Source organism: Polynucleobacter finlandensis (assembly GCF_018881755.1).
Lineage (GTDB): Bacteria > Pseudomonadota > Gammaproteobacteria > Burkholderiales > Burkholderiaceae > Polynucleobacter > Polynucleobacter finlandensis.
In genome coordinates, this window is record NZ_JACVPS010000005.1 from 39,406 (window position 1) to 57,666 (window position 18,261).

Sequence of the window (18,261 nt, forward strand, 5' to 3'; positions counted from 1 at the left end):
ATTGAGGTCTAGATGGGAGCGATGCCAGGATTTCCTGAAACACCCTTGATTACTGGTTCATTGAGTTTGACGGCCTTGACAGTTTTAATGTCACGCAAATGCCGGGCAATCACATCCCAGATTGGCTCGCCACCAAGATTTTTAGCTGTCTCACTTACGGGAGCCCAGCCTGCTACTTTGTAAGATTTATTGGCGTCAATGAGATTTCCATTGAGACGCATTTCAGAAATGCGCTTACCCATTGAAGCTGCTGGATCGATGGTGTAATGCAGGCCGCCAACCCGAACCATATCGCCACCTTGCTGGTAATACGGATCTGGATTGAAGAGATTATCAGCAACATCTTCTAAGATGGTCTTAATCGTTTCCCCCGTCATCATGTTGACGGTAGTGTACGGATATGTAATTGCTGTTTGATCCAACAAATTTTCCATCGTGATAGTTTGGCCTGGTAATAAGGTAGTTCCCCATCTAAATCCAGGTGAAAAAGCAATTTCTGCATTCTTCTGAGCCATCAAGCCATCTAATATCACTTGGTCAAAGCTGCCATTGAAGTTGCCACGACGATAAAGCAGGCTATCTGTAACTGCCAACTTTTCCTGCAACTTCGATTCATAAGGCTTTCTAATTTTTTGAATCAACGCCGACATGAATTTATCTTCTGGAATCAGGTTCGAGAAAATTGGCATGAGTTTGTATCTAAAGTCGACGGGCTTACCACCTTTGACATCAAAATCTAATACACCGAGGTATTTGCCGTTTGAGCCAGCATTGGTCACTAAGGTCATGCCGCCAGGATTCTTAACTTGGACTGGAATCGGCACACCATCATGGGTATGGCCACCCAAAATGGCATGCAACCCACTCACTCGTGAAGCTAGCTTCAAATCCACGTCCATGCCGTTGTGGGACAAGAGGACGACGACTTTTGCGCCCTTTCCTTTAGCCTCATCAATCGTCTTCTGCAGGTTCTCTTCCTGAATGCCAAAAGTCCAGTTCGGAACCATATAACTAGGATTAGCAATTGGCGTGTATGGGAAGGCTTGTCCAATAATCGCCACAGGAATGCCATTCATTTTCCGAATCGTATAAGCCGGAAAAACGGGATCACCAAAATCAGATGTCTTAATATTCTGAGCTAAGAATTCAATTTTGCCCTTGAAGTCTTTGTTTACAATCTCCATGACGCGCTCTTCACCGAGGGTCATTTCCCAGTGAGCCGTCATGATATCGACGCCAAGAGCTAAAGCAGCATCGGCCATATCCTGGCCATTGGTCCACAAGGCAGTTCCTGAGCCCTGCCATGTATCACCACCATCCAATAGCAATGAACCTGGTCGGGAAGCCTTCATCTGCTTAACGAGTGTCGATAGATGTGCAAACCCACCTACTTTTCCATAAGTCTTTGCTGCTTCTGTGAAGTTTAGGTACGTAAATGCGTGCGCATCTCTTGTTCCCGCAGGGATGCCATTTGCTTGTAGGAAATATTCGCCAACTAAATGGGGTGTACGACCTTGTTGAATCCCAATTCCTAAATTAACATTCGGTTCGCGAAAGTAAATCGGCAATAGCTGCGCATGACAATCAGTAAAGTGCAGTAAATGAACATTGCCAAATTTAGGCAGCTCATAAAACTTCTTAGCCGATTCCTGGGCAAAAGCAAAATCAGAGTTGAGACTCAAACCACCAGCCGAAGCGATAGCGAGAGTTTGCAAAAACTCCCTACGATTAATTGACATGATGTAAAGCCTATTGATTAACTGGTGATTGTGGATCCAATAGCAGCGCCATAAGATCTTGTATTTGTTTTTCGTTCAAAAGTTTGAAGTGTGCAAACCTGGGCATATTGCTACAGGCGTTGTATGCCTTGGAATTATTAATGCGATTCCACGTATAGGTCATCACTTCCTGAGAGTAGCCCCTGTTCTTGCCGTAATTCCATAAGCTTGGTCCAATATTGCCGTATGAAATCTCTTTTTTATCGATCTCATGGCAGTTATAGCAGCCACCACCGATAGGGGTTGTAGCCGTATCTGTCCACGTTGCCCCACGTCCGCTTTGGGCAATAGCCTCACCGCTTTTCCAATCGCCTACGTATTTGCCATCCATCGGTTGTTTAATCGTTGCCATATTGATTTTCTGGATCTCAATAGCTTTAGCAGCGCCAGCCTTACTAGATGCAAAAATTGGATCCGAACAAAACTTTTGCGTTGCATCTTGATCAATGCGATCAAGACCGGCGATGCCTTCAGCTCGGAAACTATTCTTCATCATCTTTTCAAACTGGGGATCAGCTTTCTGTTGCGCGGAAACATTAGCGGAAATAGCCAATGCACCACAACCAAGAAATACCAAGAAAAGGTGTTTTGTCGATGTCATCATGAGTGTCTTCATATTCTTAGCGCTTCAATCCAGGAGTTTGAATCATTCCACCATTGGCGTTCTTTGCCATATACATTGATAGAGCAATGGTTACGTCAGAGCCATAAATTGGGAATGGGAAGCGTTGTTGTCTAAAGCAGTCATTTAACCTTTGCTGCATAGTCCAAAATTGACCACTTGAAACACGATAAGCAGGCCAGTATCCCCAGCCAAGTGCGGCTCCTTCTTGAGTCGTTATGTTTGGTAGGTCCTGCAAACGAATCCGCTTACCGCTTGCTCCATGGCAGGAGGCGCAAGAAAAATCAAAAGGACCGCCCTGAAAGAAGAAGGCACGTTTACCCATGGCATACATTTCTTTTTCTTTTGGATGGGCAGTACTAACGTTAATTTTTTTGCCTTTTGAATGGGTAACGATGTAAGCAACAATCGCATCCATATCCTTTTTAGGGCCAGCCCCAAACTTAGCATCAATAATGCCCTGTGAAGGTATGCCTTGCAGCTTATCCATGCAAGTCATCAAGCGAGATTCAAGATCCTGCACACGGTTGGTGTCCTTGAAGTACTTTGGTAGCACTGCTGCTGCGCCATCGACCACTCCAGGGCCAAGACCTAAGTCACATTTTTCTAATGTGGCATTTTTCGGGCCAGCAGGTTTTTTCCACAACTCCTCGCCAGACATCTCATATAACTCAGATGGATTGCCGTCCGCAATCATTTCTCGGTATTTGGCGATGTCATCAGCGGCAGTTTGCGCAAATGCGCCTTGACCAAACGCAATCAACAGCGATGAAATAAGACATCTCTTTAATAAAGCGGATACAGGAGCCATGGGTATACCTATTATTCTTTAATCATTAAGAAACGGTTGCTTCGTCGGTGCGCTTATCGCCTTTAGTGTCAACCCAATTGACAACCAACTTATCCCCTTTGGCACCCTTGTATTTGAAATTCAAAAATGGGTCCTTTGAGACTGCTGGGCCAAACTGAGCATTGAATACATCTTTGCCTTGGGCTTTTACATTGAGTGCACTGATAAACCACGCTGGAATGACTTTTCCAGAAGCATCTTTACGTTGCCCTGATTCCATATCATGCTTCATCAAAATTTTTACATCGACGATACCGTCTTTTTCGGTTGCTCTAACGCGCATTGGATCTGACATTTTTATTCCTTAATATTTTATAAATAGATATTCTGATTTGGCTTAATTAACCGCCACAACCACCAAGAGTCACTTTGATCTCTTTAACGGCCATTGACCATTTACCATCAGCTTTGACTAAAGCATAAACATTCGATGTTTGACCCATCTTGATGCGGGTGGTCACAAAAGGTTCGGTACCTGCTGGGAGGAAAAACTGAGCAGCAAGAGTGCTTGGATTTTTCTCAACCAAAATGGCCATTTGCTCGGCCTTGAGCGTTGTTGAAATTCCCACGGGAACAACGGCACCATTTTCTGCAATATCTGGTGCATTCAATGTCACTGCAGATGACTTATCGGGACTAGAAGCGCCTAAGGATTTAAAAACATCATCGAGGCTTTTGCCTTCAAATGCTGCTTTATTCCATTCCTCTGCCTGAGCGACGCTGATCAAACCAGCCGAAGCCATTAATCCAAATACTGCTGAATACTTTATTAACGCTCTACGTTGCTGATTCATAAAAACTCCTTTTTTGAAACTTATTAATAAATTAAATTTAAATTATCTTACTTGAGTCTAGTCTGTATTACTGACCTCTTAGCACCCAGTGAACCAGTGTATGAAGTGTCTCATTAGAAACGTCAGGGTGCGATGGCATAGGAATAGGTCCCCATACCCCAGAACCGCCCGCTTTTACCTTCGCAACCAGCTTATTCTCTGCTCCAGATTGGTCTTGGTATTTTTTGGCTATTTCAGAGGTGGACGGTCCCACCAGCTTTGTGGCCTTGGCATGACATGCCGAGCAGTTATTTTCCTTAAATAAGTCTTCTGGCGTCTTTGGTTTAGCAATAGCCGAATGCGCTACTGTTTGTGTGGAACCCGAGCCAGGCAACTTCTCTAGCGGTGGCTTGGTGGAGTCAGAACCCCTAAAAGGGCCATATTCACGATTTTGCTCTGCAATATTGCCGTGTGCGCTTCTCGCATAGTCAGGCAAAACAGAGCCAATTTGCACAAACGCTACGCAGTTATGCATACAAGCACTGGCTTGAACATCGGGCTTGCCTTTTGCATTCCATAAACCATGCTTTAGCGTCATGCCATTTCGGTTAGGCATTCTTTTTTGTACTTCAGCGATATTGGCATCCGAGAGCACAAAGTCATCCGGCACAACTTCAGCCATACTTAAGAGGTAGGCTACTACCGCAAAAGTATCGTCAGCCGATAATGATCTTGGTGAATTCCAAGGCATTGCGCGGTATATATAGTCCCACAGCGAAGAAACGGTGGCAACCTTCATAATGGTAGATCTTTGTGGCTGCTTTCTATCGGAAAGCGAAGCTACCCTACCTGTTTTAATGTCGTCTTGAGTTGTGCCGCCAATGATTGGAGTGAAGATTTCATTGGATTCACCGAAGGTACCATGACAGACAGCGCATTTGGATTCCCAAAGCTGTTGCCCTTTTTCTACTGAGCCAGATCCCTTTGGCAATCCTTTGAAGTCAGGTCGCACATCAATATCCCAAGCTGCGACTTCTGCAGGAGTGGCATCCCTACCAATTCCCGGAAATTTAGCATTCGATTTTTGTGCAACAGCGGAACTAGCGACTGCTAGCGTTATACAGAGCAGAATTGCGGAAGTAGCAAACTTAACCAACCTGAACATTGCTAACCTCCCCGTTTGAATCTACTTTCCAAGATTGAATTGCATTGTTGTGATAAATCGACCTTGTGCCGCGTGCATCTCTTAGCAACTTAATAGGTGGTTGAACATAACCCGTTTCATCAATGGCTCTGGACTGAAGTATTGCTGGTGATCCATCCCACACCCAATCAATATTGAAGCGTGTTAATGCTTTGGTAAGAACCGGGGTCTCTAATCGAGCCATTTTCCAGTTATTGCCGCCGTCAAACGAAACGTCTACACGTTTTACCTTTCCTCGACCAGACCAAGCTAAACCGCTCACGTTGTAAAAGCCTTTATCCAACAACTGTTGACCGCCTGATGGCGTTGTAATCACTGATTTGCATTCTTGAATGGAGGTGTATTGACGAGCCAGGCCATCCGGCATTAGATCGTTGTAATGAACTGCCTCATCTTTAGTGGCATATGGCATATCGCCAACCTCTAAACGGCGCAACCATTTAACCCAACTAACGCCTTGCACACCAGGAACGACTAGACGAAGAGGGAAACCATTTTCTGGGCGCAACATTTCACCATTCATGCCCCAAGCAACGATGGCATCATTTAGTACGTCGTCTAAATTGACGGTACGAGTCATGCCCGAACCATCACCACCCTCAGCCAAGAGGTACTTGCCTTTTTTAAGATCTGCGCCGCACTCTTCTAAAAGCACAGATAAAGGTACGCCAGTAAATTCACAGCAAGAAAGCATGCCATGGGTGTACTGCACAGTTGGAACTGCGACGTTACCCCACTCCAATCCAGTATTTGCACCACACTCAATGAAGTGGATGCGCGATACAGACGGTAGGCGCATTAAATCGTTCATTGTGAAAACACGATTATGTTTAACTAAGCCATTTACCATCAAGCGATGCATCTCAGGATCAATGTTGTACCAACCTTGATGCTGTCTTTCAAAATGCAAGCCGTTTGGAGTAATGATGCCAAAGAGCCCTTGCAATGGTGTGAATGCAACGGATGCTGCTGAAACACGTGTCAAGCCTGGTGATTCACGGCGAATGAGGTTGGCTTCATAAATAGATGGAGTGCCATATGGCATCGTCGCTACATTTTTGCCTAAGGTCGTTTGCCATACTTGTTTTTCAAGAATTGCAGGATCCCCTTCTGAGGATGCCAGTGCATTCATAGAGGCGCCCAGACCAACGGCACCGCCAAGGGCAGCCATAAATCCATTACGCATAAAGCCGCGACGGGTGTCATCCATACCATTTTTGTTTAAGTCTGTAATGGCATCTTGGGTTAAAAAATTCTCAGGGGCTTGCTGAATCTGGCCTCTTCGCTTTGTATCTATTCGCGTCATTGAATAAAAGTTCCTCTGAATGTATGTTCTAAATATAATTTTTGTAATTTGTTACAGCGCATTAACGGGAATTTTCAGATAAGAAATCCCATTGGCTTCCTTGGGCGGGAGTTCACCTGCCCTGATATTGATTTGGATCGCCGGTAAAATGAGTACTGGCATCTCTAACGTGGCATCTCTGGTGGTGCGCATCTCGATAAACTGCTCCTCAGAAATGCCGTCATGCATATGAATATTGGATTTTCTTTCTTCTGCAACAGTCGTTTCAAAATTAACTGGCCGACCATTGGGTGGATAGTCATGGCACATAAACAAACGCGTCTGCAGCGGAAAGCTCAAAATCTTTTTCATTGATTGATACAAGGTATGCGCATCACCACCTGGAAAGTCGCAACGTGCTGTACCAACATCTGGCATAAACATGGTGTCGCCTACGAAGATGGCATCACCTACCTGGTATGCCATGCATGCAGGCGTATGCCCAGGAACAAACAGCGCCTTCATGCTGAGATTGCCAAAACGAATTTCTTGATTGTCCTTAAGAAGCTGATCAAACTGGGAGCCGTTCACTGGAAAACCTGGCTCTAGGTGGAATATGCCCTTAAAAACACCCTGCACTACAGAAATATGGTCGCCAATGGCGATCTTTCCGCCGAGGTGAGATTTCAAATAAGGAGCGGCGGTAACGTGATCAGCATGCGCGTGGGTTTCTAAAATCCACTCGGTTTTAAGCTCATTGCGCCTTACAAACTCAATGACTTCATCGGCCGGTTTGGTGTGTGTACGCCCTGATTTTGGGTCATAAGCCAGTACTGAGTCAATAATGATGCAGCTTGATCCCGGCTTCTCATAAACAACGTAAGTCACTGTCCATGTTTCTGGATCAAAAAAGCCCTTTACAACTGGATTCATCTCAAGCTCGCCTAAGTAAAATTTCTAAGTGCAATTATTTAATAAAGCTGGTAAAAACACACTAATAACTAACCCTTATATATATATTACTTTTGGTTATATAAGCGGGGTTTCTATATAACCATTGCTTTAGGAGGAGATAAAGTTGAGTGAAAAACAGCAAAACAACGTCTTTGACGTGATCATTGCAGGTGGAGGATCTGCTGGTATCGGTCTAGCAGCAAGTCTGAAATGTCGCGATAAAACGCTAAAAATAGCCATTATTGAGCCATCAGATCACCACTTCTATCAACCATCATGGACCCTCGTCGGTGGCGGAGCATTTGATGTCAAAAATAGCAGGCGGAATACCAAAGATGTAATGCCCTCAGGTGTTACGTGGATCAAAGACAGGATCAGCAGTTTCAATCCTGAATTGAATGAAGTAATACTTAGTCACGAAGATCCAGTTAAATATAAGTACCTCGCTGTTGCTACCGGCCTGAAGATAAATTGGGATGCTATTCCAGGCCTAACAGACACAATTGGTAAGAATGGTGTGACTTCTAACTACAGCTATATGCACTCTCCATATACATGGGAGTTAGTCAAAAAAATGAAATCAGGTAAAGCGATCTTTACCCAACCTCCACTGCCATTCAAATGTCCTGGAGCACCACAGAAGGCCATGTATCTGTCTTGCCACGAATGGGAAAAGCAAGGGAATCTCAAGAACATTGAAGTCGAGTTAAATAATGCAGGCGGGGCATTATTCGGTGTTGCAGACTTCGTGCCATCATTGATGGAGTATGTAAAAAAATACAATGCCACATTAAATTTTAGCTGCAACCTCATATCAGTTAATGGGCCAGAACAAAAAGCAACCTTTGCCGTTAAGGATGCGGAAGGCAACATTACACAAGTTGAAAAATCATTTGATATGTTGCACGTAGTCCCACCGCAAGGCCCACAAGACTGCGTTAAAGGAAGCCCGATAGCGGATGCTGCTGGTTGGGTTGAGGTTGATCAACATACTTTGCAACACACTCGCTACCCAAATATATTTGGTCTAGGCGATTGCTGTTCCTCCCCGAACTCTAAAACTGCGGCTGCCGCTAGAAAACAAGTGGTTGTAGTGGCCGAGAATTTATTAGCCTTTAGGTCGAATCAGCCAATGCCATTGAAATACGATGGTTACGGTTCATGCCCGCTAACAGTTGAGCGGGGAAAAATTGTTTTAGCAGAATTTGGATATGGCGGAAAACTGTTACCGACATTCCCTTGGCTTATTAATCCGTTGAAGGCCACTAAACTTGCTTGGATCCTCAAAAAGGATGTCCTTCCTTGGTTGTATTGGAATGCCATGCTTAAAGGCAGGGAATGGTTAGCCCGTCCTTTTGAAAACTAAATAATGGAAAGTTTTTTGACGGCACCAGCACTAGGCATTTTTGTCGGAGTGCTGATGGGTTTAACGGGAGCAGGCGGCGGGATTTTATCTGTTCCTCTGCTCATATTCGCTTTCCATATGCCTATCGCTGAAGCTGGACCGATTGCTTTATCTGCAATCGCCCTAGCGGCTAGCGTAGGGGCCTTAATCGGCTTGAAGGAAAAAGTATTGCGCTATAAAGCGGCGATATTTATGGCTAGCTTTGGATTGATATTGTCGCCACTTGGACTCTGGGTTGGACAACATGCCCCCAATACACCATTACTAATTTTATTTAGTGCGGTTTTAATCTACGTAGCAACTCGTATGTATATTCAAGCATCTCAAACGTTGGCAGGAACAACTCCGCCAATGATGAAGCCGCCGCCCTGCCAACTCGATATGTCAATTGGAAAATTGATATGGACAGTTCCCTGCGCAAGAGCCTTGATGTTTGCTGGCGCAACTGCCGGCTTTCTATCAGGGCTATTGGGTGTTGGAGGCGGGTTCATCATCGTGCCTTCTTTGAAAAATTTTACCGACTTACCAATGAAAGCAATTGTTGCCACCTCTTTAGGCGTGCTTGCCATTGTCTCAGCTGGTGGCGCAACCATTTCTCTTGCCAGTGGCACACTCAATATGTCTATTGCAGGACCTTTTGCAATTGGTGCATTAATTGGACTCTTATTTGGAAAAATATTAGAAAAAAATATTAGCGGTCCAAGAGTTCAGCAAATTTTTTCTATCTTTACTTTTTTAGTTGCACTTAGTCTTATTTACAAATGTCTTTTTTAACCTGGAGAAACTATGAAAACTACCCGTCGTCAATTTATGATCATGTCAGCCGCAGGTGCTGCAACTTTGGCTTTAAATAGCAAGGTGCAAGCTCAAGCCATGGTTGCTGAAACAGATCCACAAGCAGCTGCATTGGGTTACAAAGCGGATGCTTCTAAAGTAGATAAAGCAAAGTACGCTAAATATGCTGCTCCACAAGCTTGTAGTAATTGCGCCCTCTATCAAGGTGCTGCTGGTTCTGCTGCTGGTGGTTGCGCACTGTTTGCTGGCAAGCAAGTTGCTGCTAAAGGCTGGTGCTCTGCTTACGCTAAGAAAGGGTGATATCTTAAGACCTAACCAAAGGCTGCTTCGGCAGCCTTTTTAAATGATTACTATAAATAAATACTTCTTAGCCACCAGACCAACATTTCTAACAATTACCTTGTTGGGTTGTTTAATTGGGTTTTTGTGTAATTACAGCTCTCGCAGCGCAGGGTGGTCTATAAATACTCTTGCAGTAGGAATAGTGTTGTTGGTCCACGCATCTGCCAATGTGCTGAACGATTACTTTGATCACCTCAATGGAAGTGACTCCATAAATGTTGATAGGATCAGTCCATTCACGGGCGGAAGTCGTTATATTCAAAATAATATTTTTAGCCCAAAGCAAATCTTCGGCTTTGGATTGTTACTTTTAACGCTATCTGCAATCCTTGGCCTCTATCTCTGCTATATCAGCACCTGGATGCTTCTGGCAATCGGAATTGCAGGAGTAATCATCGGATGGTCCTATTCGGCACCACCTTTACAGTTAATGTCACGTGGATTATTAGGTGAGATCGCCATAGCGATAGCCTGGTCTCTTGTAGTCATCGGTTTTTCTGCATTACAAACAGGCCACATTGACGCGCAGTTAATACCCATCGGAATATCCTATGGGTTGATGGTTGCTAATATTTTGTTCTTAAATCAAGTGCCTGATATCAAGGCTGATAAAGCATCTAGAAAGAATACTTTGGCCGCGCAATCATTGCCCCGGGACCTGTGGAAGTGGTACACCCTATTTTTCGTCAGTGCCTATGGGCTGCAAATACTAGCTGTCTATTGCTTACTTACGCCTGTTTTTACATTGCTAACAATTCTTATAATGCCGCTATTTATTCACTGCAGCATTGAGCTGAAGAGGCGTGCATTAGATCGCTCTCAACTAGCGATCATCATTCCCTGCAATATATTGGGAGTTCACTTATACGCCCTACTGATGTGCGTCGGGCTGTATTGGGGATAAAACTTGAGGTATCCCTAGTACATAGGAATACCTCAGCAAGTTTTACTTGCAGCAACCTCCGCCGCCACAACCTGTTCCACATGAATTTATGCCGAGCATTGGATACAGCGGGCAGAACTTAAATAGGCCGGTAGCCAAGGGAACAATACCAATCCATCCCCATACACCAACGACATTACTGGCTGCCAAACCGATCAAAACCAGTCCAACAACAATACGCAATACACGATCAATACCGCCGACGTTACATTTCATATTAATACCCCTTTTTATTTACCACAATAATTTTTATACAAAATACCCATCACATCCAATACTGGACTGCTTGAGAGGGAGTAGTAAATTTGCTTACCTTCCCTTCTTGTTTCAACTAATTCTTCATTACGCAATACGGTTAATTGCTGCGAAAGTGTTGGCTGATGAATGTCGAGAGCCTCTTCGAGCTCTCCAACACACTTCTCACCCTGACTGATCTCGCAGAGCAGCAACATACGATCGCGATTTGATAGCACTTTCATCAGGCGGCAAGCCTCATCAGCAGATGCTTGCATTTTCTTAAGATTAATTTTTGAATTGATGACTGTCATGTTCGTAATGGGTTAATTTAGTGGAACGCCGACCAGTGGACGGCCCTCAAGGGTCCAAAGAGCTAAAGACCCATCATATAATTTTGTCGATTTATTACCAGCCAATTCGGACATAACAAACCAACCGCCTGCAGCCAAGTGTCCTGTATTGCAATAACTGATAGTGGCTGCTTTAGTATTCAATCCGTTAGCGGCCATTAAAGCTTCATAAGTATTTTTATTCCAGAAATACAATGCGCCATTATTTGGCCTGGTTAATAATTCCGGGGCTAATTCCTTGGAGCCTGCTACATGGCCATAAATCATCACGGCCGGACTCTTTGCCACGCCCCAATACTGGGCTGGCTGACGAGCATCGAGTAACTGAGGTTTACCGCTGCTTGATGCTGCTGCAACGTCATCAGAACTGGCAATTAATTCTTTGCGCTCTGCTTTTGCAATCCAATTACCCACGCCTTTTGGAGTATTTGCAGTACTGAATTCGCGTCCTTGACCAAGCCACCCTGCAATACCACCATCAAGCACAGCAATTTGGTCTTCGCCGTATACCTTGAACTGCCAATAGGTTCTTAATGCCTCGTCTACATCAGACATATCCTGACCCATTGGTACTAGCACAATGGGTTTATCAGCATTAACGCCCAATGACTGGATCAACTTTTCAAAGTCTGCTTTTTCAGGGATTAAGAACTTCACCTTCTTACCATCCAACATGCGCTCAACCCTGACCTTTTTGAAGTCTAGCAAGCTTGAGTTATTGATATGACCACCTACTTCGACTAAGAATTTCTTTCCCGTCTTTTTATCCACATCAAACTCTGGATTTTTTAGGTAGCTAGCCACATCAGTTCTAACTTCAATGATCTGTACTTCAGATTGATTATTGGCGAGCCAATCGGCGCTAACTACCGGACCCGGTAAGGTGATGGCCTGAGCCAAGCCAACAAGGGAAGCTATAGCAAAGGCCAATATCCATTGAATCTTTTTCATTTCCATTCCTTCATTAATGTGATGCTGATAAATGTTTTGAAAGACCTTGCATGAGGTCAATCTTGCACTGAGTTACTACATGATGTTTTTTAGACTCTAACGCTACCGATCTAGAACCCATTTTTTTAACGAGATTTTCGATAACTCGATCGCGCTCGACAATCAATTTTTCCATTTCGGCATAAAACAACTTAGTAAATGCATTGATCCACTTGGCTAATGGACTCATTCGTCCTTTAGCTGAAACATTGAAATTTTTTAAGAGCCTTAATACAGTTGACGCAGCCAATAGGCTCTCGCCAGTGACCCATTGATTGGTCGTAAAAATTCTTACTGGCACTCCTTTAGGATCCAAGGCAATGCCAATCAAATGATGAAACTTTTCTGGGTTTGTAGCATGACGTTTGAAAAGGTGAAAATGACCATGCTCCCCTTTAGGCATCTCGTCAGATGAATGTGAGTGGTAATAAAACTCATACCCACTAATAGCATCCACTAAGTCATTATTTGGATAATGCTGCCACTCTACAAACTCTTTAGCGCCGCATAAGGCAAGTTCACTCAACGAGATACCCCTATTTGCATAGGCTGCTTGCACACCAGCAAGATCCTGTGCTGCGGAAGAAAGGTTTTCTTTTATAAGCATCAACTGTAATTAATCAGTTGTCTTACGTTTTTTTGGGCCACAAGGATTTGCTGGACCACATGGGTTTGCAGCTTTTTTCTTCGCCGGACCACATGGGTTTGTAGCATCCTTTTTAGGTCCACAAGGATTTTTTTGCTCTGCGCCAGCCGGTGTTTTGGGTGCGTCTGCAGCATGCGCAATAGGAGCGGCAGCTAGACCAGATAGCGCTAATACTAAAGCTGCGACAGTTGATTTCTTTGACATAAATTTCCCTTAAAAGTGCATTAATTCGTTGTGGAGCTTACCGGGCCTGAAGACTTCTTTTCCATCCACGATCCCAGAAGAAATACGCCTACCGCTGCTAATACCATCACCACATTAACTGAAAAACTCGATACGTGGAGAGCTTCTGGTAAGGCATCAGCCTTGGCAAATTTACCTAAGGTGGTTAGAGACTCAATGGCTGGGTAAACGCCAGCAAATATCACTGTACCGAGCAATAAACCCACTAAAAAGATAGCTGCATCGATGCGGCCAGACATCAAACCAACAACAGAGGTCCCAGGGCAATATCCGCCAATAGCGAAGCCAGCTCCAACTAGCGCACCACCCAAAGCAGCGGCGCCTAAAAATGCAGGCGGGACAAATAACTCCTCGCTAGCCACAATACCAAGTCTTTCAAAGATCATGAGACCAACAGCAGCAAAGACGATGGCTGTAAACATGACCTTAAAGACTGACCAATCGCTCAAACGAAATTGGGCAGTTAATTTATTGGGGTTACCAAAACCAGCACGTTCCAATACAAATCCAAACGCGCCACCTAAAAGAAGGCCTGAAATGATCATTTCCATATTATTTCTCCTCTTTCATAAGGAGATTGGCAAGCAATCCCACGGCGAAGAATGTGCATAAAAAAGTAAAGCCGGCAAGGCTCAAGACTGCTGCGCCAGATAAGCCCAAGCCGCTAGTGCAACCAGCGGCGATGCGGGCACCAAAACCAGCCAATACCCCACCTAGTAGGGCAGTCAATGGCCGTTTAGAGCCACCTAAAAACTTGCGACCGTCCATTTGAAACTGAATTCTATGTGCTAAATATGCAGAGATAAGCGCGCCAAGTGCAACACCTATAACTTGCCAAGTTATCCAAGCGCTTAATGGTTTGCCGTCCTCCACCATGCCACCTAAGTAGTCGTTTGCATTAGTTGCAACCGGCACGATCTGCATCCCCATCCAAGCAGTGAAGCGTGTTGTAAATCCCGTTGCACCCAATCCGTGGCCTGTCGTCACAAATGTAGCCAACAGAACCACGCCCAGTAGCAGACCTGCTACTAGGGGATTCCAATATGGCTGAGGAAGCCTTGAACTCTCTGTCTTAGACATTTATTGCCTTTTTATTAATTTACTTATTTATAATATATCATAAAGTATTATGTAAAGCAATTGTTTAATAAGGGCATTGAGTGGCAATACAATAAAGGTGTGTTTGATCTAGAAGCCATCCTTTTATCACTCAAATTAGCCCTCTGGACGCTAGTTTTGCTACTGCCTTTTGGGATCTGGGTTGGCCACTCCCTTGTTAGGGCTGGATCATGCAAGGGGTGGATTGAGGCCTTATTAGCCCTCCCCCTAGTATTGCCACCGACTGTTCTTGGTTATTACTTCTTAGTGGGGTTTGGGGGAGGCAGTATTTTTGGCATACCTCTGGTGTTCTCATTCACGGGCATTCTGATTGCATCATTGATAGTCAACCTACCATTTGCTATTCAACCGATACAACGCGCATTTGAATCCATTAATCCAGAGATACGTGAAGCTGCGCAAGTTAGCGGACTGTCAGCCTGGCAAACATTTCGACTCATTGAACTGCCTCTAGCTTGGCGTGGCATTACTAGCGCAGCGGTTCTCACCTTTGCTCATACCCTTGGGGAATTCGGAGTCGTGCTGATGGTTGGCGGCGCTATTCCCGGTGAAACCAAAACAGTTTCGATCGCTATTTACGACAAGGTGCAAAGTTTTGATACTGCTGGAGCAGGCTTGCTCTCTCTATTGCTGCTGGCTATCTCTTTACTAGCTATTGCACTGTCATATGGTGTTCTTAGCCCTAGAAAATCATCTTCCCTGAATCGAGCTATCTAATGTTAAAAATTAAGATAGCTCAAGACTTGCCAATGCCACTTCAAGTGAACTTAGAGTGTCTATCAGGTGAACTACATGCCTTAGTGGGTCCATCAGGAAGCGGTAAAACCAGCGTTCTGCGAACCATTGCTGGCTTGCGCAATCCTAGCGCTGGACGTATTGAATGTGACGATGAGCTTTGGTTTGAGGGTGATGAGTTGCGCGGAGTGAGTGTTGCCTTATCGCCTGCAAAGCGTTCTTGCGGATTTCTGTTTCAACAGTACGCCCTCTTTCCTCATTTAACTGCTTTAGAGAATGTTTGTATTCCACTGCAAAATTCTGGGTTAAACAGTCCACAACAAAAATCCATAGCGCTGAAGTGGTTAGAGCGGATGGGTATTGCTGACTTGGTGGCCAGAATGCCTAATCAACTGTCTGGCGGACAACAACAGCGTGTTGCCTTGGCAAGGGCGCTTGCTAGACAACCAAAGATCCTGCTCTTAGATGAGCCTTTTTCAGCAGTCGATGCGCCAACGCGTCAAAGTCTTTATAAAACTCTAGCCGAGCTTCGCAAGGATCTGAATATCCCCATTCTTCTAGTGACCCACGATTTACGCGAGGCAAACTTACTAGCCGATCGCATCACCGTGATTGATGCAGGCATTAGTCTGCAAACGGCATCGCCACATGTACTCTTTCAAAAACCACGAAACTCTCGAGTTGCAGAATTGGTTGGCATCAACAATATGTTTGAAGGCGTCTTTAACGCAGGCAACCTCACCTGGGATGGGTGCAACAAGCAATTTAATGTGATTGATAAAGGCAAGATCCCACCTGGTACACCAGTCGCTTGGGTTATTCCTCCCGAGGGTCTGAGTCTTCACCAAGATTCCAGCAATACCAGAATTCCAGCCGACGTTGAAAACATCAGCGCACTGGGACAGATTGCGGTTATCCAATTGCGTATCAAAGACAGTGATCACCGTATTACTTGGGAAGCTTCAGCGGCAGAAGTAAAGCGCCTATCGCTTGATATTGGTAGATCAACGTATCTTGAGTTGGATGAAAGCAAGATTCACATCATGCCACTGCGCCCCATCAACGATCCTCGCCACTTTCGCAACTAATCTTTGATTGAACGGGTTTGTGTTTGATTCAGCTTGGCTTTTGAGCAACTAGCCCGAGCAAAGCAGACATGCCGCTATGTCTAGCACCTTCAGACAATTCTTGCTCATAAGAAGTGAGATCCAAAATATTGAGTTCACTCGCTAGTTGACGTATACCCTCTTCGGTATAGAGATGCTCGAGCGCAGATGGACCACCAGTTTTGTATTCCAACTGCTTTGGGGTGTAGCCTTGAAGAATAAAAATACCACCGGGCTTTAATGCTAAATACACTTGTTTGAAGATGCGCTCGCGCATTGCTGGATCAGCAAATTGGATAAAGATGGCGATAATGGCATCGTAAGAATTTGCTTGCCAGTTCCACCCATCTGTATCGCAAAGTGTATGACTTAATTCTACGGAATTATCTTTGGCAAATTGCTTGGCTTTGGCCAATGCAATATCAGAGACATCAAAAGCATCGACTTGCATGCCCTGTTTAGCCAACCAAACACCATTACGCCCTTCGCCATCAGCAATACATAAGACTGCATTACCTGGTTTTAGACATTGTTTGGCTTGTTTGACGAGATATTCATTCGGCTCTTTACCGAAGATGAATTCTTCTTTATTAAAACGTTCGTTCCAAAACTTGGTTTGATCAGAAAAGCTCATATGGGAACTTGAATTACTTCTTCAAGCCACCGACAAGATCATTCTTCAGGTCGATCACATTCTCAAGACCCACCGCAATACGTACTAGGCCATCCGTAATGCCGGCAGCTTTACGAGCTTCAGGCGTTACACGGCAGTGCGTCGTGGTTGCTGGGTGTGTAATGGTCGTACGAGTATCGCCAAGGTTTGCAGTAATAGAGCAAAGCTTGGTTTGATTGATCAGTTTGAATGCAGCCTTCTTGCCACCCTTTAAGGTGAAAGACAAAATGGCGCCACCCGCCTTTTGCTGGCGTTTAGCCAAGACATGTTGCGGGTGTGACTTTAATCCTGGATGGTAAACACGTTCTACGCCAGGCTGTTTTTCTAGCCAGAGCGCTAAGTCCAAAGCATTCTGGCTTTGTTGCTTCATGCGCAACTCGAGAGTCTCAAGACCTTTTAAGAATACCCAGGCATTAAAAGCAGAAAGCGTTGGGCCAGCAGTACGAACGTACGGGAACACTTTGCCCATGACAAAGTCATTACTGCCGACGATTGCGCCACCAACAACCCTACCCTGACCGTCTAAGTATTTAGTTGCAGAGTGAATCACAACATCTGCGCCAAGAGCCAGTGGTTTTTGCAAGGCAGGCGTGCAGAAACAATTATCCACTGCGAAAAGTGCTTTAGCCTTCTTAGCAATTTTAGAAATCGCTTTAATGTCAGCAATCTCAGTTAAGGGGTTTGAAGGCGTCTCTAGATAAAAGAGTTTTGTATTGGGTTGAACGGCAGCCTGCCATGATTTAGCATCAGCCAAATCGACATACGTTGTTGTCACACCAAATTTACCCATGATGCTGCTAAATAACTGAATCGTTGCACCAAAAACCGAGCGCGAGCAAATCACATGATCGCCAGCCTGCAAATGGGCCATTGCTAGAGTCAAAATAGCAGCCATGCCAGATGAAGTCGCAATACATGCCTCACCACCCTCTAAAGCGGCCAATCGATCTTGAAACATGCTGACCGTTGGATTGGTAAAGCGGGAATAGATAAAGCCTTTGTCGGCATGAGCAAAACCATCAGCAGCGAGTTCAGCGCTATCAAAGCAGAAGCTAGATGTCAGAAACATCGCCTCTGAGTGCTCTTGATACTCGGCAGTACGGCGTGTACCGGCGCGAACTGCTAAGGTTTCGAGCGCAAGCTTAGAAAAGTCAGGTTTTTGGCGTTTAGTTTTACTAGTCATAAGGCTATTTTGACACCGAATTGCAGAT

General features: G+C 44.8%; 23 protein-coding genes. 6 read left to right on the forward strand and 17 right to left on the reverse strand.

The features are described from left to right. Positions 1–8 precede the first annotated feature (8 nt). The 8 genes from soxB to ICN49_RS04760 form a co-directional block, all read right to left on the reverse strand. The gene (soxB, locus tag ICN49_RS04725) at positions 9–1,739 is read right to left on the reverse strand and encodes a thiosulfohydrolase SoxB (protein WP_216861132.1); all 1,731 of its coding nucleotides are present in this window, start codon (positions 1,737–1,739) and stop codon (positions 9–11) included. A 10-nt stretch (positions 1,740–1,749) separates the two neighbouring features. After that, entirely contained in the window at positions 1,750–2,394 is a 645-nt protein-coding gene (gene soxX / locus ICN49_RS04730) for a sulfur oxidation c-type cytochrome SoxX (protein WP_255535407.1), read from the reverse strand. 4 nt (positions 2,395–2,398) lie between these two features. Continuing rightward, positions 2,399–3,211: a sulfur oxidation c-type cytochrome SoxA gene (soxA, locus tag ICN49_RS04735; RefSeq protein ID WP_216166297.1), complete on the reverse strand. Its 813-nt coding sequence runs from the start codon at positions 3,209–3,211 to the stop codon at positions 2,399–2,401. A gap of 25 nt (positions 3,212–3,236) precedes the next feature. Continuing rightward, complete coding sequence (gene soxZ / locus ICN49_RS04740) at positions 3,237–3,545, reverse strand: thiosulfate oxidation carrier complex protein SoxZ (RefSeq protein ID WP_216166299.1); 309 nt, start codon at positions 3,543–3,545, stop codon at positions 3,237–3,239. A 46-nt stretch (positions 3,546–3,591) separates the two neighbouring features. Then, entirely contained in the window at positions 3,592–4,044 is a 453-nt protein-coding gene (gene soxY, locus ICN49_RS04745) for a thiosulfate oxidation carrier protein SoxY (protein WP_216166301.1), read from the reverse strand. Positions 4,045–4,111: 67 nt separating this feature from the next. Beyond that, on the reverse strand, positions 4,112–5,188 hold the full coding sequence (locus ICN49_RS04750) for a c-type cytochrome (protein ID WP_216166303.1): 1,077 nt from the start codon (positions 5,186–5,188) through the stop codon (positions 4,112–4,114). Continuing rightward, entirely contained in the window at positions 5,172–6,533 is a 1,362-nt protein-coding gene (soxC, locus tag ICN49_RS04755; protein WP_216166304.1) for a sulfite dehydrogenase, read from the reverse strand. Before soxC ends, ICN49_RS04750 begins: the two co-directional genes overlap by 17 nt. A gap of 51 nt (positions 6,534–6,584) precedes the next feature. Beyond that, the gene (locus ICN49_RS04760; protein WP_216166306.1) at positions 6,585–7,445 is read right to left on the reverse strand and encodes an MBL fold metallo-hydrolase; all 861 of its coding nucleotides are present in this window, start codon (positions 7,443–7,445) and stop codon (positions 6,585–6,587) included. 145 nt (positions 7,446–7,590) lie between these two features. Between ICN49_RS04760 and ICN49_RS04765 the strand changes: the two genes are divergently transcribed. The 4 genes from ICN49_RS04765 to ICN49_RS04780 are packed head-to-tail and all read left to right on the forward strand — an operon-like array spanning position 7,591 to position 10,912. Beyond that, positions 7,591–8,832: an NAD(P)/FAD-dependent oxidoreductase gene (locus ICN49_RS04765; RefSeq protein ID WP_216166308.1), complete on the forward strand. Its 1,242-nt coding sequence runs from the start codon at positions 7,591–7,593 to the stop codon at positions 8,830–8,832. Positions 8,833–8,835: 3 nt separating this feature from the next. After that, on the forward strand, positions 8,836–9,645 hold the full coding sequence (locus ICN49_RS04770; RefSeq protein WP_216166310.1) for a sulfite exporter TauE/SafE family protein: 810 nt from the start codon (positions 8,836–8,838) through the stop codon (positions 9,643–9,645). A gap of 12 nt (positions 9,646–9,657) precedes the next feature. Continuing rightward, complete coding sequence (locus ICN49_RS04775) at positions 9,658–9,966, forward strand: high-potential iron-sulfur protein (protein WP_216166312.1); 309 nt, start codon at positions 9,658–9,660, stop codon at positions 9,964–9,966. 43 nt (positions 9,967–10,009) lie between these two features. Beyond that, a complete protein-coding gene (locus ICN49_RS04780; protein ID WP_216166314.1) occupies positions 10,010–10,912 on the forward strand; it encodes a prenyltransferase in 903 nt (300 codons plus the stop codon). Between the two features lie 42 nt (positions 10,913–10,954). Here the strand turns inward: ICN49_RS04780 and ICN49_RS04785 are convergent, their stop codons facing one another. Genes ICN49_RS04785 through ICN49_RS04815 form a run of 7 tightly spaced genes read right to left on the reverse strand, consistent with a single transcriptional unit; the run spans position 10,955 to position 14,497 of the window. After that, on the reverse strand, positions 10,955–11,167 hold the full coding sequence (locus ICN49_RS04785; protein WP_216166315.1) for a YgaP family membrane protein: 213 nt from the start codon (positions 11,165–11,167) through the stop codon (positions 10,955–10,957). 14 nt (positions 11,168–11,181) lie between these two features. Next, positions 11,182–11,499, reverse strand: coding sequence for an ArsR/SmtB family transcription factor (locus ICN49_RS04790; protein ID WP_216166317.1), 318 nt, complete (start codon positions 11,497–11,499; stop codon positions 11,182–11,184). 12 nt (positions 11,500–11,511) lie between these two features. Then, the gene (locus tag ICN49_RS04795) at positions 11,512–12,489 is read right to left on the reverse strand and encodes a sulfurtransferase (RefSeq protein WP_216166319.1); all 978 of its coding nucleotides are present in this window, start codon (positions 12,487–12,489) and stop codon (positions 11,512–11,514) included. A gap of 13 nt (positions 12,490–12,502) precedes the next feature. Next, positions 12,503–13,135, reverse strand: a complete 633-nt coding sequence (locus ICN49_RS04800; protein WP_216166321.1) for a DUF6969 family protein — start codon at positions 13,133–13,135, stop codon at positions 12,503–12,505. 9 nt (positions 13,136–13,144) lie between these two features. Then, the gene (locus tag ICN49_RS04805; protein ID WP_216166518.1) at positions 13,145–13,378 is read right to left on the reverse strand and encodes a hypothetical protein; all 234 of its coding nucleotides are present in this window, start codon (positions 13,376–13,378) and stop codon (positions 13,145–13,147) included. Positions 13,379–13,398: 20 nt separating this feature from the next. Beyond that, positions 13,399–13,968: a YeeE/YedE thiosulfate transporter family protein gene (locus ICN49_RS04810; RefSeq protein WP_216166323.1), complete on the reverse strand. Its 570-nt coding sequence runs from the start codon at positions 13,966–13,968 to the stop codon at positions 13,399–13,401. Between the two features lies 1 nt (position 13,969). After that, the gene (locus ICN49_RS04815) at positions 13,970–14,497 is read right to left on the reverse strand and encodes a YeeE/YedE thiosulfate transporter family protein (protein ID WP_216166326.1); all 528 of its coding nucleotides are present in this window, start codon (positions 14,495–14,497) and stop codon (positions 13,970–13,972) included. A gap of 99 nt (positions 14,498–14,596) precedes the next feature. Between ICN49_RS04815 and modB the strand changes: the two genes are divergently transcribed. Further along, positions 14,597–15,253 (forward strand): molybdate ABC transporter permease subunit, encoded by a 657-nt coding sequence (gene modB / locus ICN49_RS04820; protein WP_216166328.1) that lies wholly within the window; start codon positions 14,597–14,599, stop codon positions 15,251–15,253. Continuing rightward, positions 15,253–16,359: an ABC transporter ATP-binding protein gene (locus tag ICN49_RS04825; RefSeq protein WP_216166330.1), complete on the forward strand. Its 1,107-nt coding sequence runs from the start codon at positions 15,253–15,255 to the stop codon at positions 16,357–16,359. The genes modB and ICN49_RS04825 overlap by 1 nt, the downstream gene beginning before the upstream one ends. 28 nt (positions 16,360–16,387) lie before the next feature. Here the strand turns inward: ICN49_RS04825 and ICN49_RS04830 are convergent, their stop codons facing one another. Both ICN49_RS04830 and ICN49_RS04835 read right to left on the reverse strand, forming a co-directional pair. After that, positions 16,388–17,011, reverse strand: a complete 624-nt coding sequence (locus tag ICN49_RS04830) for a class I SAM-dependent methyltransferase (protein WP_216166332.1) — start codon at positions 17,009–17,011, stop codon at positions 16,388–16,390. Positions 17,012–17,024: 13 nt separating this feature from the next. Further along, a complete protein-coding gene (locus tag ICN49_RS04835) occupies positions 17,025–18,233 on the reverse strand; it encodes an O-succinylhomoserine sulfhydrylase (RefSeq protein ID WP_216166335.1) in 1,209 nt (402 codons plus the stop codon). Between the last annotated feature and the right edge of the window lie 28 nt (positions 18,234–18,261).

What these genes read in the sequence shown, in the direction of transcription:
- soxA (WP_216166297.1), bottom strand. Translation starts at nt 3,211, where the DNA reads ATGGCTCCTGTATCCGCTTTATTAAAGAGATGTCTTATTTCATCGCTG.
- ICN49_RS04805 (WP_216166518.1), bottom strand. Translation starts at nt 13,378, where the DNA reads ATGTCAAAGAAATCAACTGTCGCAGCTTTAGTATTAGCGCTATCTGGT.
- soxZ (WP_216166299.1), bottom strand. Translation starts at nt 3,545, where the DNA reads ATGTCAGATCCAATGCGCGTTAGAGCAACCGAAAAAGACGGTATCGTC.
- ICN49_RS04750 (WP_216166303.1), bottom strand. Translation starts at nt 5,188, where the DNA reads ATGTTCAGGTTGGTTAAGTTTGCTACTTCCGCAATTCTGCTCTGTATA.
- ICN49_RS04770 (WP_216166310.1), top strand. Translation starts at nt 8,836, where the DNA reads ATGGAAAGTTTTTTGACGGCACCAGCACTAGGCATTTTTGTCGGAGTG.
- ICN49_RS04810 (WP_216166323.1), bottom strand. Translation starts at nt 13,968, where the DNA reads ATGGAAATGATCATTTCAGGCCTTCTTTTAGGTGGCGCGTTTGGATTT.
- ICN49_RS04795 (WP_216166319.1), bottom strand. Translation starts at nt 12,489, where the DNA reads ATGAAAAAGATTCAATGGATATTGGCCTTTGCTATAGCTTCCCTTGTT.
- ICN49_RS04835 (WP_216166335.1), bottom strand. Translation starts at nt 18,233, where the DNA reads ATGACTAGTAAAACTAAACGCCAAAAACCTGACTTTTCTAAGCTTGCG.
- soxB (WP_216861132.1), bottom strand. Translation starts at nt 1,739, where the DNA reads ATGTCAATTAATCGTAGGGAGTTTTTGCAAACTCTCGCTATCGCTTCG.
- ICN49_RS04785 (WP_216166315.1), bottom strand. Translation starts at nt 11,167, where the DNA reads ATGAAATGTAACGTCGGCGGTATTGATCGTGTATTGCGTATTGTTGTT.
- ICN49_RS04790 (WP_216166317.1), bottom strand. Translation starts at nt 11,499, where the DNA reads ATGACAGTCATCAATTCAAAAATTAATCTTAAGAAAATGCAAGCATCT.
- ICN49_RS04815 (WP_216166326.1), bottom strand. Translation starts at nt 14,497, where the DNA reads ATGTCTAAGACAGAGAGTTCAAGGCTTCCTCAGCCATATTGGAATCCC.
- ICN49_RS04800 (WP_216166321.1), bottom strand. Translation starts at nt 13,135, where the DNA reads ATGCTTATAAAAGAAAACCTTTCTTCCGCAGCACAGGATCTTGCTGGT.
- soxY (WP_216166301.1), bottom strand. Translation starts at nt 4,044, where the DNA reads ATGAATCAGCAACGTAGAGCGTTAATAAAGTATTCAGCAGTATTTGGA.
- ICN49_RS04760 (WP_216166306.1), bottom strand. Translation starts at nt 7,445, where the DNA reads ATGAATCCAGTTGTAAAGGGCTTTTTTGATCCAGAAACATGGACAGTG.
- ICN49_RS04780 (WP_216166314.1), top strand. Translation starts at nt 10,010, where the DNA reads ATGATTACTATAAATAAATACTTCTTAGCCACCAGACCAACATTTCTA.
- soxC (WP_216166304.1), bottom strand. Translation starts at nt 6,533, where the DNA reads ATGACGCGAATAGATACAAAGCGAAGAGGCCAGATTCAGCAAGCCCCT.
- ICN49_RS04830 (WP_216166332.1), bottom strand. Translation starts at nt 17,011, where the DNA reads ATGAGCTTTTCTGATCAAACCAAGTTTTGGAACGAACGTTTTAATAAA.
- ICN49_RS04825 (WP_216166330.1), top strand. Translation starts at nt 15,253, where the DNA reads ATGTTAAAAATTAAGATAGCTCAAGACTTGCCAATGCCACTTCAAGTG.
- soxX (WP_255535407.1), bottom strand. Translation starts at nt 2,394, where the DNA reads ATGAAGACACTCATGATGACATCGACAAAACACCTTTTCTTGGTATTT.
- ICN49_RS04775 (WP_216166312.1), top strand. Translation starts at nt 9,658, where the DNA reads ATGAAAACTACCCGTCGTCAATTTATGATCATGTCAGCCGCAGGTGCT.